At 64.4% G+C, this 13112-nt stretch carries 11 protein-coding genes; 4 read left to right on the forward strand and 7 right to left on the reverse strand.

All coding sequences use genetic code 11. The features are described 5' to 3' along the window. Positions 1-236: 236 nt before the first annotated feature. On the reverse strand, positions 237-1271 hold the full coding sequence (locus LB543_RS30520; protein ID WP_224616829.1) for an aldo/keto reductase: 1035 nt from the start codon (positions 1269-1271) through the stop codon (positions 237-239). Positions 1272-1326: 55 nt separating this feature from the next. After that, positions 1327-2508, reverse strand: coding sequence for an MFS transporter (locus LB543_RS30525; protein WP_224616831.1), 1182 nt, complete (start codon positions 2506-2508; stop codon positions 1327-1329). Positions 2509-2630: 122 nt separating this feature from the next. Between LB543_RS30525 and LB543_RS30530 the strand changes: the two genes are divergently transcribed. After that, the gene (locus tag LB543_RS30530; RefSeq protein WP_224616832.1) at positions 2631-3536 is read left to right on the forward strand and encodes a LysR family transcriptional regulator; all 906 of its coding nucleotides are present in this window, start codon (positions 2631-2633) and stop codon (positions 3534-3536) included. Between the two features lie 60 nt (positions 3537-3596). On the opposite strand, the gene LB543_RS30535 is transcribed toward LB543_RS30530, so the two are convergent. From LB543_RS30535 to LB543_RS30550, 4 genes are all read right to left on the reverse strand, one after another. Continuing rightward, entirely contained in the window at positions 3597-4646 is a 1050-nt protein-coding gene (locus LB543_RS30535) for an aldo/keto reductase (protein ID WP_224616834.1), read from the reverse strand. A 131-nt stretch (positions 4647-4777) separates the two neighbouring features. Further along, positions 4778-5179 (reverse strand): type II toxin-antitoxin system VapC family toxin, encoded by a 402-nt coding sequence (locus LB543_RS30540; protein WP_224616836.1) that lies wholly within the window; start codon positions 5177-5179, stop codon positions 4778-4780. Further along, positions 5179-5433: a type II toxin-antitoxin system Phd/YefM family antitoxin gene (locus LB543_RS30545; protein WP_023771771.1), complete on the reverse strand. Its 255-nt coding sequence runs from the start codon at positions 5431-5433 to the stop codon at positions 5179-5181. The genes LB543_RS30540 and LB543_RS30545 overlap by 1 nt, the downstream gene beginning before the upstream one ends. Before the next feature lie 73 nt (positions 5434-5506). Continuing rightward, positions 5507-6169 (reverse strand): YggS family pyridoxal phosphate-dependent enzyme, encoded by a 663-nt coding sequence (locus LB543_RS30550; protein WP_224616837.1) that lies wholly within the window; start codon positions 6167-6169, stop codon positions 5507-5509. 153 nt (positions 6170-6322) lie between these two features. Here LB543_RS30550 and leuS point away from each other — a divergent pair, with 153 nt between their 5' ends. The 3 genes from leuS to LB543_RS30565 all read left to right on the forward strand — a co-directional run bounded on the left by leuS (position 6323) and on the right by LB543_RS30565 (position 12292). After that, positions 6323-8947: a leucine--tRNA ligase gene (gene leuS, locus LB543_RS30555; protein ID WP_224616838.1), complete on the forward strand. Its 2625-nt coding sequence runs from the start codon at positions 6323-6325 to the stop codon at positions 8945-8947. Further along, a complete protein-coding gene (gene lptE, locus LB543_RS30560; protein ID WP_224616840.1) occupies positions 8934-9512 on the forward strand; it encodes an LPS assembly lipoprotein LptE in 579 nt (192 codons plus the stop codon). Before leuS ends, lptE begins: the two co-directional genes overlap by 14 nt. 254 nt (positions 9513-9766) lie before the next feature. After that, complete coding sequence (locus tag LB543_RS30565; RefSeq protein WP_224616842.1) at positions 9767-12292, forward strand: DNA translocase FtsK; 2526 nt, start codon at positions 9767-9769, stop codon at positions 12290-12292. 81 nt (positions 12293-12373) lie between these two features. Here the strand turns inward: LB543_RS30565 and fsa are convergent, their stop codons facing one another. Continuing rightward, complete coding sequence (fsa, locus tag LB543_RS30570) at positions 12374-13030, reverse strand: fructose-6-phosphate aldolase (RefSeq protein WP_140754930.1); 657 nt, start codon at positions 13028-13030, stop codon at positions 12374-12376. Positions 13031-13112: the final 82 nt, after the last annotated feature.

A 13112-nucleotide genomic window follows, 5' to 3' on the forward strand; every position in this document is an offset into this window, starting at 1 on the left:
CGATGGTAACGCGATGATGGCTGTTGAGGTCGGCACCCTACGGCGCCCCCCTCTGTCCTGCCGGACATCTCCCCCTCAAGTGGGGAGATTGACTGGTTCGGTGATGCCGCCGCTCCGTCAACGTTCGAGATTGGCGAAAGCCATCGCGGCATCCCATCTCCCCCCAAGAGGGGGAGATGGCCGGCAGGCCAGAGGGGGGCGCTGTCCCGCGACCTTGCCTGCTAGAGTCCTCGCAATCACACCGCCGGCGGATTCAGCCGGGCAAAGCCTTCCTGACGCCGATAGGGGAAATAGGGGTACGGCGCGGTGACCTCGCTTGCCGCGTCGAGTTTTTTCACCTGCTCCGGCGTCAGCGTCCAACCGACGGCGCCGAGGTTCTGGCGCAGCTGCTCCTCGTTGCGGGCGCCGATGATGACGGAGGAGACGGTCGGGCGCTGCAGCAGCCAGTTGATGGCGATCTGCGGAACCGTCTTGCCGGTTTCCTCAGCCACCGCATCGAGGGCATCCATGACGCGATAGAGATGCTCGTCCTCGACCGGCGGGCCGAAGCTCGCGGTCTCGTGCAGTCGGCTCTTTTCCGGCAAGGGCAGGCCACGGCGGATCTTGCCGGTCAGGCGGCCCCAGCCGAGCGGGCTCCACACCAGCGCGCCGACGCCCTGGTCGAGGCCGAGCGGCATCAACTCCCATTCATAGTCGCGGCCGAGCAGCGAATAGTAGACCTGATGCGCGACATAGCGTGGGTAGCCGTGCTTCTCCGCCAGGCCGAGCGACTTCATCACTTGCCAGCCTGAGAAGTTGGAGACGCCGACATAACGCAGCTTGCCGGCGCGCACGAGGCCGTCCAGCGTCGACAGAACTTCCTCGATCGGCGTCCCGGCATCGAAGGCGTGCAGTTGCAAGAGGTCGATGTAGTCGGTGCCGAGGCGCTTCAGCGCGGCGTCCACCGACTTGATCAGCCGTGAGCGCGACGAGCCATAGTCGGCCGGCCCGTCGCCCATCGGCAGCGCGGTCTTGGTCGAGATCAGCACCGCGTCGCGGCGGCCCTTGATCGCCTCGCCGAGCACTTCTTCCGAGGCGCCATTCGAATAGACGTCGGCGGTGTCGAAGAGGTTGACGCCGGCCTCGAGGCAGATATCGATAAGCCGCCGCGCTTCTTGCGCGTCGCTGTTGCCCCAGGCGCTGAACAGCGGGCCGGAACCGCCAAAAGTTCCGGCGCCGAATGAAAGCGCCGGGACTTTCAGGCCCGATGCGCCGAGATGTCGATAGTCCATTTTCTTGCTCCTGGTGGTTTGTGGATAGGTGAGGCGATTCAGGTGTCGGCCGATGTCACGACCGGACAGACGCAGGCGCGCCTGATGTGGTGCCACGATCGAGGCGCAGCGCCAGGCCGGCCACGGCGAGTGCCGCGAGCGGCAGCAGGGCGGCGACCCAGGTGAGCGAACCCAGCCCAAGGCCATGGGCGATGACCGCGCCGCCAAGCCAGGCGCCGGCCGCATTGCCGAGATTGAAGGCGGCGATGTTGAACGATGAGGCCAGGCTCTGGCCGGCGCCTTGCGCCTTCTCCAGCACCCACATCTGCAGCGGCGCCACGGTGGCGAAGGCGGCGGCACCGAGCAGGCCGACATAGATCACGGCCATGGCCTGGCTGTGGATGGCGAAGCTCATCGTGGCAAGCACCAGCGCCAGCACCACGAGGCTGCCGAGCACCGCCGGCACCAGCCAGCGATCGGCGGCCTTGCCGCCGGCGAGATTGCCGGCGACGAGGCCACCGCCGAAGACGAGCAGGATCGGCGACACGGCCGCTTCCCTGAAGCTGCTGATCTCGGTGAGCAACGGGACGATGTAGGTGAAGACGGCGAAGACGCCGGCATAGCCGAGCACCGTGGTGGCGAGGCCGAGCAGGACGGGCGTGCGGCGCAGCACGGCGAGATCGGCGCGCCAGTCGCTCTTCTCGAGCGCGGCCTGGCCGCGCGGCACCAGGGCCAGGATGACGGCGAAGGCCGCGAGGCCGACCGCGGTCACCGCCCAGAAGGCCGCGCGCCAGCCAAAGGCCTGGCCGAGCCAGGTGCCGAAGGGCACGCCGAGGATGTTGGCGATGGTCAGGCCGGTGAACATCAGTGCGATCGCCGAAGCCTTCTTGTTGGGCGCGACCAGACCAGTGGCGACCACCGAGCCAACGCCGAAGAAAGTGCCATGGGCAAAGGCGGTGATGATGCGGGCACCCATCAGCGTCCAGTAATCGGGCGCCAGCGCACAGGCGAGGTTGCCAATCGTGAAGATCGCCATCAGCGCCAGCAGCACGGTTTTGCGCGGCCAGTTGCCGGTGGCGATGGTCAACAAGGGTGCACCGATGACGACGCCCAGTGCATAGCCGGAAATCAGCTGGCCGGCGGCGGAGATCGAGACGCCGAGGTCTTTGCTGACATCGATGAGCAGGCCCATGATGACGAATTCGGTGACACCGATGCCAAAGGCACCGGCAGCGAGGGCATAGAGAGCAAGAGGCATGGCGGTTGGTCCCATCTGTCGGCAAAGGACGCCCAGCGTGCGCCCCGGCCCGGAAGATCATGATCCGCCATGTTGTGAACCAGACTTGCCCAAGGCATACTTCCTGTGAAATGGATTCACAGATGGCTCGACCCGACATCAACCGCTCCGGCGAGATCGAAGTGTTCGTGCGTGTCGTCGAGGCGGGGAGCTTCTCGGCCGCCGCGCGGCGGCTGCGCATGACACCTTCGGCGGTGAGCAAGCTGATCGCGCGGCTCGAAACCCGGCTTGGCGCGCGGCTTGTCAGCCGCTCGACGCGCAAGCTCCAGCTCACGCCGGAAGGAACGGCCTTTTACGACAGCGGCGTGCGCGTGCTCGCCGACATGGATAAGGCCGAGCGTGAAGCCGCGGCAGGAGCCGCGCCGCGTGGAAGGCTGAGGGTCAACAGCTACGTGCCGTTCGGCCAACACCGGCTAATGGCGCTGCTACCGCGCTTTCTGGAACGCTATCCCGAAATTTCCGTCGAGGCCGTGCTGACCGACAGCGTGATCGACCTGTTGGAAGAGCGCGCCGATATCGCCATACGCGCCGGGCCGCTGCGCGAGTCACGACTGGTGGCCCGCAAGCTCGGTCAGAGCCGGATGGTGGTGGTTGCCGCGCCCGCCTATCTCCAAGCACGCGGCACGCCGCTGACGCCCGGCGATCTCGGCCGTCACAACATGCTTGCCTTCGGTTTCGTCCGATACATCGACGGCTGGCCGTTCATCGACACGGCCGGAGCACCGGTCATGATCCCGATCGCGGGCACCGCCACGGTGAGCGACGGCGAGGCGATGCGGCTATCCGCACTGTCAGGGGCGGGCATTGCGCGGCTGGCGCGCTGGCATGTCGAGCCCGACATTGCCGCCGGCCGGCTGGTGCAGTTGCTGGAAGACTTCAACCCCGGCGATGAAGAGCCGACCCATGCCGTCTATGTCGGCCAGGGCAAACACCTGCCTGCACGGGTGCGGGCCTTTCTCGACTTTCTTGCCGAGACCGTCCGGCTGTAACCGAAGCCGCGCGTCCAGGGACACGCGGCGTCGAAAAGGCCGGCTTGCTCGCGGTACGAACTATGCCTTCGGGACGAAAGGCGCCGGACGACGGCCGGCGCTCTGGCGGTCGACCATCCAGCCGGGATATTCGGACGGCAAGGCGCTCACTTCGTCCAGCCTGGCGAGATCGTCGGCATCGAGCTCGAGGCTGGTGGCGGCAAGGTTCTGCTCGAGCTGGTCCATGCGGCTGGCGCCGATGATCACGCTCATCACGAAAGGCTTGGCCAGGACATAGCCGAGCGCCACGGTGGCGACGCCGACATCATGCTTCTTGGCGATCTCGCGCATGACGGCGACCGCCGCCCAGGCGCGGTCCTCGTTGACCGGAGGGAAGTTGAAGGACGCGCGGCGGCCCTCGCCGTTGCCCGGTGCGCCGGGCCCGTATTTGCCGGACAGCAGCCCGCCGGACATGGGCGACCACACCATCAGGCCGAGCTTCTCCTCATTGATCAGCGGAACGATCTCGCGTTCGAGGTCGCGGCCGGCGATCGAGTAATAGGACTGGATGGTCTCGAAGCGGGCAAAGCCCTTGCGGTCGGCGATGCCGAGCGCCTTGGCGATGCGCCATGCCTGCCAGTTGGAGACACCGACATAGCGAACCTTGCCGCTGGAGACGAGATCATCGAGTGCCCGCAGCGTTTCGTCGATCGGTGTCACCGCGTCGGTGCCGTGCAACTGATAGAGATCGATGTGGTCGAGCTGCAGCCGTTCGAGGCTGGCATCGACCGAATCCATGATGTGGCCGCGCGAGGAGCCGCGCTGGTTCGGGCCTTCACCCATGGCGCCATGAACCTTGGTGGCGATGACCACATTCGACCTGAGAACACCGAGATCCCTAAGCGACTGGCCGAGCAGGCGTTCGGACTCGCCGACGGAATAGACGTCGGCCGTGTCGAAGAAGTTGACGCCGGCGGCGATCGAGCGGCCGACGATCTCGTTGACGCCCTTCTGGTCGAGGCTGGCGATCAGGCCCCATTGGGCATTCTGGCCGGCGGCGCCGAAAGTCATGGTGCCGAGGCAAAGTTCGGAGACGAACATCCCCGTATTTCCAAGCTGATTGTAACGCATGGCGAAAGCTCCAGGACAATATGTGGTGACACCGCGACAAATAGGAACGGTACGTTTCGTTTCTAGTGCTGGCATAATGGGCCTGTGGATCAGGCCCAACGATGTGGTGCATTCCGAGCGGGAAGAAACGCTTAGACGTCCCAGGGATTGAGCACCGTCACACCAGTATCTTCAAAGTCGGTGACATTGCGAGTCACCAGAATGAGGTCATGGACAAGTGCGGTTGCCGCGATGAGCGTGTCAGCGCTGCCTCGTGTTCGGCCGGCGGTGATGCGGCCCGAAGTCAATGCCACATCTTCCGTGACAGCAAGGATACGGTCGGCGTTGTCACGCCGAAGCTCCCGTAGCCATAAATCGAGGCGTGTCGCTTTTTCGGAATCGACCTTGCCCAGCTTGACGATCCCACGCTCGATTTCACCAAGGGTAATGACGCTGAGATTCACCGATGTTGGATCCACCGAAGCCAGCCATTCAGTCGGCCTGGGTAGCTGCCTCTGCACATCGGAAACGATGTTCGTATCGAGCAGATACATCAGAGATCGACGTTCCGGATCATCGTTTCCGGGCGACGGTTGACCTCCTCGGCGAAATCGTCGTCCCAAACCGGGCCAGTCAAAAGATACTCAGCCAACGACTTTTTCTTTCCAGCCAGACGGTCGTAATCCTCGGCGGAGAGAACCACCGCAGCACGCTCGCCGCGCAACGTCACCGTCTGCGGTCCCTCGCTTCTCGCGCGTTGGACCAGCTTGGAAAAATTGTTCTTTGCGTCCTGAAGATGCCAGTTCATAGACTGCTCCTAGCTAGCTTGGCTAGATATAGCATCCGACTCATGACGCAGCAAGCCGGCGGTTCAGGCCGGACTACCTGCTTCCAAAAATCGCCGAACCGACCCTGACGCTGGTGGCGCCGAAGGCGATCGCGGTCTCGTAGTCGCCGGACATGCCCATCGACAGTTTGGCGATGCCCGCTTCCTTGCCGAGCTTCTCCAACAGGGCGAAATGCGGGCCGGGGTTTTCGTCGGCCGGCGGAATACACATCAGGCCTTCGATGGCGAGGCCGTGGACTTCCCGGCAACGCTTGACGAAGGCGACCGCCTCGCGCGGTTCGATGCCGGCCTTCTGCGGTTCGGAGCCGGTGTTCACCTGGACATAGAGCTTTGGCGCACGGCCTTGCCTGGCGATTTCCTTGGCGAGTTCGGCGGCGATCTTGTCGCGGTCGATGGTCTCGATGACGTCGAACAGCGCCACCGCCTCCCTGGCCTTGTTCGACTGCAGCGGGCCGATCAGGTGCAGTTCGATATCCGGGAAAGCTTCCTTCAGAGCAGGCCATTTGCCCTGTGCTTCCTGGACGCGGTTCTCGCCGAAGACGCGCTGGCCGGCCTCGATCACCGGTTGGATATCGACGGCGTCGAAGGTCTTGGAGACCGCCACCAGCGTCACCGCGCCGGCTTCACGGCCCGCCTCCTGCTCGGCGGCGGCGATTTTCGCCTTGACCGCGAAAAACTGCTGAACGGTGTCGCCCATATGCAAATCCTGCTGTTTTGACCCGCGTTTTTGTCAGCCGCGACGCCCATATGGTTGACGGGTTTGCCAAACCATGGTGAACACCCGGACCACATTTCGTGAACTGCCGGGCTCTTGCCCGCAGTCCGCATGCTTTTAAGTGAAAAACGTCCCATGGCAACCGAACGATACAATCCGCGCGCGTCAGAGCCCAAATGGCAGAAGGCCTGGGCCGAAAAGAAGCTTTTCGAAGCGCACAATGACGATCCGCGCCCGAAATACTACGTGCTGGAGATGTTCCCCTACCCTTCGGGGCGCATCCATATCGGCCATACCCGCAATTATACGATGGGCGACGTGGTGGCGCGCTACAAGCGGGCCAAGGGCTTCAACGTGCTGCATCCGATGGGCTGGGACGCCTTCGGCATGCCGGCCGAGAACGCGGCGATGCAGAACAAGGTCCATCCCAAGGAATGGACCTACCAGAACATCGCCACCATGCGCGAGCAGCTCAAGGTGATGGGCCTGTCGCTGGATTGGGCGCGCGAATTCGCCACCTGCGACGTCGATTACTATCACCGCCAGCAGATGCTGTTCCTCGATTTCGTCGCGAAGGGGCTGGTGACGCGCAAATCCTCCAAGGTCAACTGGGACCCAGAGGACATGACGGTGCTCGCCAACGAGCAGGTCATCGACGGGCGCGGCTGGCGCTCCGGCGCGCTGGTCGAACAGCGCGAACTGACGCAATGGTTCTTCAAGATCACCGATTTCGCGCAGGACCTGCTGGAGTCACTGGACGGCCTCGATGAATGGCCCGAAAAAGTGAAGCTGATGCAGCAGAACTGGATCGGCCGTTCGGAAGGCTTGCTGATCCGCTGGCCGCTGGCCTCGGAAATTGCCGGCGAGCATGAGCTGGAAGTCTATACGACGCGGCCCGACACTATTTTCGGTGCTTCCTTCATGGCGATCGCCGCCGATCATCCGCTGGCCAAGAAGGCCGCGGAGACCGATCCGGCGCTGGCGAAGTTCATCGACGAAGTGCGCCATATGGGCACTTCGGTGGCGGCGCTGGAGACGGCCGAGAAGAAGGGTTTTGACAGCGGTATCCGCGTCGTCCATCCCTTCGACGATACCTGGACGCTGCCGGTCTATGTCGCCAATTTCGTGCTGATGGAATACGGCACCGGCGCCATCTTCGGCTGCCCGGCGCATGACCAGCGCGACCTCGACTTCGCAAACAAATACGGCCTGCCGGTGGTGCCGGTGGTGATGCCGGACGGCGAAAACCCGTCGGCTTTCCAGATCATCGACGAGGCCTATGTCGACGATGGCGCGATGATCAATTCGCGCTTCCTCGATGGCATGAAACCGGACCGGGCTTTCGACGAGGTCGCGACCCTGCTGGAACAGAAGACGATCGGCAACCGGCCGATGGCCGAGCGCAAGGTGAATTTCCGCCTGCGCGACTGGGGCATTTCGCGCCAGCGCTACTGGGGCTGCCCGATCCCGATGATCCATTGCGAGAATTGCGGCGTGGTGCCGGTGCCGAAGGCCGACCTGCCGGTCAAGCTGCCGGACGATGTCGATTTCGACCGGCCGGGCAATCCGCTCGACCGGCATCCGACGTGGCGGCATGTGAAGTGCCCGCAATGCGGCAAGGACGCCCGGCGCGAAACCGACACGATGGACACGTTCGTCGACTCGTCCTGGTATTTCGCCCGTTTCACGGCACCCTGGGCGCATGATCCGACCGATCCCAAGGCGGCGAACGAGTGGCTGGCGGTCGACCAGTATATTGGCGGCATCGAGCATGCGATCCTGCATCTGCTCTATTCGCGCTTCTTCACCCGCGCCATGCGCGAGACCGGCCATGTCGACCTGGCCGAACCGTTCAAGGGCCTGTTCACGCAAGGCATGGTGGTGCACGAAACCTACCGCGTCGGCACGGCATCGAATGGCCGCTGGCTGGCGCCGACCGAAGTGCGGCTGGAGGACGTCGACGGCAAGCGCCGCGCCATCGACATCGCCACCGGCGAGGCGGTCACCATCGGCCCGCTCGAGAAGATGTCGAAGTCGAAGAAGAACACGGTGAGCCCGGAAGACATCACCGACGGCTACGGCGCCGACACGGCGCGCTGGTTCATGCTGTCGGATTCGCCGCCCGAACGCGATGTCGAGTGGACCGACGACGGTGCCGCCGGCGCGCACCGCTTCATGCAGCGCATCTGGCGGCTGGTGTCGACGGCGGCCGAGACGCTGGCAGGGGTCACGCCCAAGGCGACCAATGATGGCGAGGCCGGGGCCGTTTCCAAGGCCGCGCACAAAATCCTGAAGGCGGTCGGCGAAGACATCGAAAAGCTCGCCTTCAACCGTGCCATTGCCCGCATCTATGAACTGGCCAACGCGCTGACCGCCCCGCTCAACGAGGTGGCGGAAGGCAAGGCCGATACGGCGCTGAAAAGCGCCTGCCGCGAGGCCGTGGAGATCATGGTGCACCTGATCGCGCCTGTCATGCCGCACCTTGCCGAAGAGTGCTGGGAGGAGTTGGGCGGCACCGATCTGGTTGCCGAACGGCCGTGGCCGGTCTTCGATCCGGCGCTGGTCGTCGACAACGAAGTCACCTATCCGGTGCAGGTCAACGGCAAGAAGCGGGGGGATTTGACAATTGCCCGCGACGCGGACCAAGGTGCGGTCGAAAAAGCGGTCTTGGCTCTCGACTTCGTGCAGAAAGCACTAGAAGGCAAGGCTCCGCGCAAGGTGATCATCGTGCCGCAGAGGATCGTCAATGTCGTTGCCTGATCGGGAAAAGACAGAGTTGAGCCGTTTGCTGCGCCGCATCGCGCTTGCCGGCCTCGTCGGCTCGCTTGCGCTCGTCTCGGCCTGCCAGGTGCGGCCGCTCTATTCGAGCGCGCCGCTGTCGACCGGCTCCACCGCGAACGCCGAGTTGGCGTCGATCGCCGTCAAGCCGGTCCGGACGCGTTATGCCCAGCAGGTGCGCAACAACCTGATCTTCGGGTTCGGGCGCGGCGCCGGCGAACCGGCTTCGCCGCTTTATTCGCTCGATCTCAGCGTGACCGAAGCCGTTGAATCCTCGGCGCTGGTCCAGGTTGGAACCGACCAGGACGAGCCGACCGCCGGTTCGGTGACGCTGACCGCCGGCTACACGCTGACCGACGCGAAAACCGGCGCGGTGATCGCGGTCGGCAAGCGGGCGATCACCTCGTCCTTCGACAGGCCGCGTCAAGAGTTTGCTTCCTACCGGGCGCAGATCGATGCCGAGAACCGTGCCGCGCGCGAACTGGCCGAAGCCCTGCAACTGTCCATCGCCCAGGATCTGGCCCGGCACGGCAAGACGGCCAGCTAGCGATACTCTTCGTTCCGAAAGACGTCCTCCTCTCGATCCTGGTGCCGGCCGTTTCCCGATGGCCAAGGGCGGCGCTTGCTCATGCTCGGCCCGCACACATGGATGGATCATCGAATTCGATCCAGCGCTCGAATCCGGATCCTTCGGCATCGCCGCGAAAGATATTTTTCGGTCGCTCCAACGGCACTGACGGAAGCAACTGTTAACCACTCGCTCCCTATTGCTCAGCAGACGTTCCACAGTGAGTCTTGAGCATGGAAGCCAGGCGTTTTTCTCGGGTCAATTCGTTGCACACAGCTTCGCCCGATGACCCCGAAGGGGAGCGCGCCGGCGGCCCGCGCGGCAAGGTGGATGTCCGCCAGTCCGGTGCTTCGGGCCATTCCGGGCGGGTTGCTGTTCCCGGCGGCGACAGGAGCCCCTCCGGTGGGCCGAATGGGAAGCCTGCGGCGGACAATGGTTTCCCGCAGGGCGACACTGAAAGCCCTGCCTGGCAAGAGTATTTTTTCCTTGCGCCCAATGTGCGTTTTACACGCACGCCGGACTATGAGCCCAAGCATCGCCAGCTGCATGGCGAGGTTGCCGAGCAGGGTGGCCCGCAGGCGCTGCCGACGCAGCAAGCTGGCGCCGTCATGCATCGCGGACCGTCGCCGGCCGCGCCCGCTCAGCCAGCACGCGGCGAGACGTCGCAAGGTGTTCCGCCCGCGGCTCCGAAGGTGCCCGCTCAAGCGGCCACGCGCCCGGCGTCCGTCGTCGGGAATGGCGCGCCGCTCAAAGCAGCCACCGCTGAAAAAGCCCGACGGCCCTATCTTTCGGATCACGCCTTCTTCGAGGGCTTGGCGCCGCTTCTGGTTGACGTTACGTCGCCGGGCCGCTCAGTCAGCCCGGTTTCGCGCGCACCGGTCCCGGCTCCGCCGGTTGCCGCGGCGCGGGCCGATATCTCCGCGCCCGCCGTAGCCGATGTCACCGCCCTGTTCCGCGTCATCGAATGCCTTCCAGGCCAGGCCCCGTCCGCCACGCCGGACGTGTTTCCGGCCAACTCCAACGAGGCCGTGGCCGTGCAGCCCGTTCCGGCGGGCAGGGCTGCCCGGCAGGCTCGGACGACGGCCGCGATGGCGCCTGCTGCAAGCAGCGCCGCCCCACTTGTGCAGCGCGCGGAGGAAGCCGTTCCCGCCATGCGCGCACCGTCGCTGCCCATGGCTGGCAAGGTTGCGCGGCCGGTGACGGGCGAAAGCTACGAGCTTCCCTCCGAGGAACTGCTGCAGCAGCCGCCGGAAGGGCAGGGCTTCTACATGTCGCAGGAGCGGCTCGAGCAGAATGCCGATCTCCTGGAAAGCGTGCTGGAGGATTTCGGCGTGCGCGGCGAGATCATCCACGTACGCCCCGGCCCGGTCGTCACCCTCTACGAGTTCGAGCCGGCGCCTGGCGTCAAATCCTCCCGCGTCATTGGTCTCGCCGACGACATCGCCCGTTCCATGTCGGCGGTCTCGGCGCGCGTCGCCGTGGTGCCCGGCCGCAACGTCATTGGCATAGAGTTGCCGAACGAGACCCGCGAAACCGTCTATTTCCGCGAACTGATTGAATCGCAGGGCTTCCGCAAGACCAGCTGCAAGCTGGCGCTTTGCCTGGGCAAGACGATCGGCGGCGAACCCGTCATCGCCGAGCTGGCGAAAATGCCGCATCTGCTCGTCGCCGGCACCACCGGCTCGGGCAAGTCGGTCGCCATCAACACCATGATCCTGTCGCTGCTCTACCGGCTGAAGCCGGAAGAATGCCGGCTGATCATGGTCGATCCAAAGATGCTCGAGCTGTCCGTCTATGACGGCATCCCGCACCTTCTCACCCCCGTCGTCACGGATCCCAAGAAGGCCGTAACCGCGCTCAAATGGGCGGTGCGCGAGATGGAAGATCGCTATCGCAAGATGGCGCGGCTCGGCGTGCGCAACATCGACGGCTACAATGAGCGCGCCGCCCAAGCCCGGGACAAGGGCGAGACGGTCGTCATGACCGTGCAGGCCGGCTTCGAGAAGGGCACCGGCGAGCCGCTGTTCGAACAGCAGGAGATCGACCTGGCGCCGATGCCCTACATCGTCGTCATCGTCGACGAGATGGCCGACCTGATGATGGTCGCCGGCAAGGAGATCGAAGGCGCCATCCAGCGCCTGGCGCAGATGGCGCGCGCCGCCGGCATTCACCTGATCATGGCGACGCAGCGGCCTTCGGTCGACGTCATCACCGGCACGATCAAGGCCAATTTTCCGACCCGCATCTCCTTCCAGGTGACGTCGAAGATCGACAGCCGCACCATCCTGGGCGAACAGGGCGCCGAGCAACTGCTCGGCCAGGGCGACATGCTGCACATGATGGGCGGCGGGCGCATCGCCCGCGTGCACGGCCCCTTTGTTTCCGACGCCGAGGTCGAGCATGTCGTGGCGCATCTGAAGGCGCAGGGCCGCCCCGAATATCTGGAGACCGTGACGGCCGACGAGGACGAAGAGGACGAGGAAGGCGACCAGGGAGCGGTCTTCGATAAGGGAGCCGTTGCCGCCGAGGATGGCGATTCCAGCTATGACGAGGCGGTCAAGGTGGTGTTGCGCGACAAGAAATGTTCGACGTCCTACATCCAGCGCCGCCTCGGCATCGGTTACAACCGCGCCGCTTCACTGGTCGAGCGCATGGAGAAGGAAGGCCTGGTCGGCGCGCCCAACCATGTCGGCAAGCGCGAGATCATGGCGGGCAAGCGCCCGTCGCCGACCGCGCTCCCCGACGATGGCACGGACTGACGGGCAGGCTTCTCTCTTGATCCACAGCGCATGAAAAAAGGCCGGTTGCCCGGCCTTTTTTCATATCCGGTAGCGGATCGCTCAGCTGATCTTCTGGCCGGTCTTGGCCCAGTCGGCGAGGAAAGCGGCAAGGCCCTTGTCTGTCAGCGGATGATTGACCAGCGCCTTCAGCGTCGCCGGCGGCGCGGTGATGACGTCGGCGCCGATGAGAGCCGCCTGCTTGACGTGGTTCACCGTGCGCACGGAAGCGGTCAGGATCTCGGTCTGGAAGTCGTAATTGTCGTAGATCTGACGGATCTCCTGGATCACCTCCATGCCGTCCGAGCCGGTATCGTCGATGCGGCCGACGAAGGGCGAGATGAAGGACGCGCCGGCCTTGGCCGCGAGCAGCGCCTGGTTGGCCGAGAAGCACAGCGTGACGTTGACCATGCGGTTCATCTCGGTGCGGATGGTCTTGCAGGCCTTCAGGCCGTCCAGTGTCAGCGGCACCTTGATGGCAATATTGGGCGCGATCTTGGCCAGCACCTTGGCTTCGGCCATCATGTCCTTGAACTCGGTCGCCACGACCTCGGCCGAGACAGGGCCTTCGACGATGTCGCAGATCTGCTTGGTGACCTCGATGATCTTGCCGCCCGATTTCAGGATCAGCGAGGGATTGGTGGTGACGCCATCGAGCAGTCCCAGATCGTTCAGTTCCTTGATCTCTTTGATATCGGCGGTGTCGGCAAAAAATTTCATGGCGGGTCTCCTGACGATTTCGTCGTGCTTGGGAAGGCACGTTCAGCGTTGCTCTTTGATCTAGACCAAAGTCAGGGCAAGG

This window comes from Mesorhizobium sp. ESP7-2 (assembly GCF_020164715.1).
In the GTDB taxonomy this organism is placed as follows: Bacteria; Pseudomonadota; Alphaproteobacteria; order Rhizobiales; family Rhizobiaceae; genus Mesorhizobium.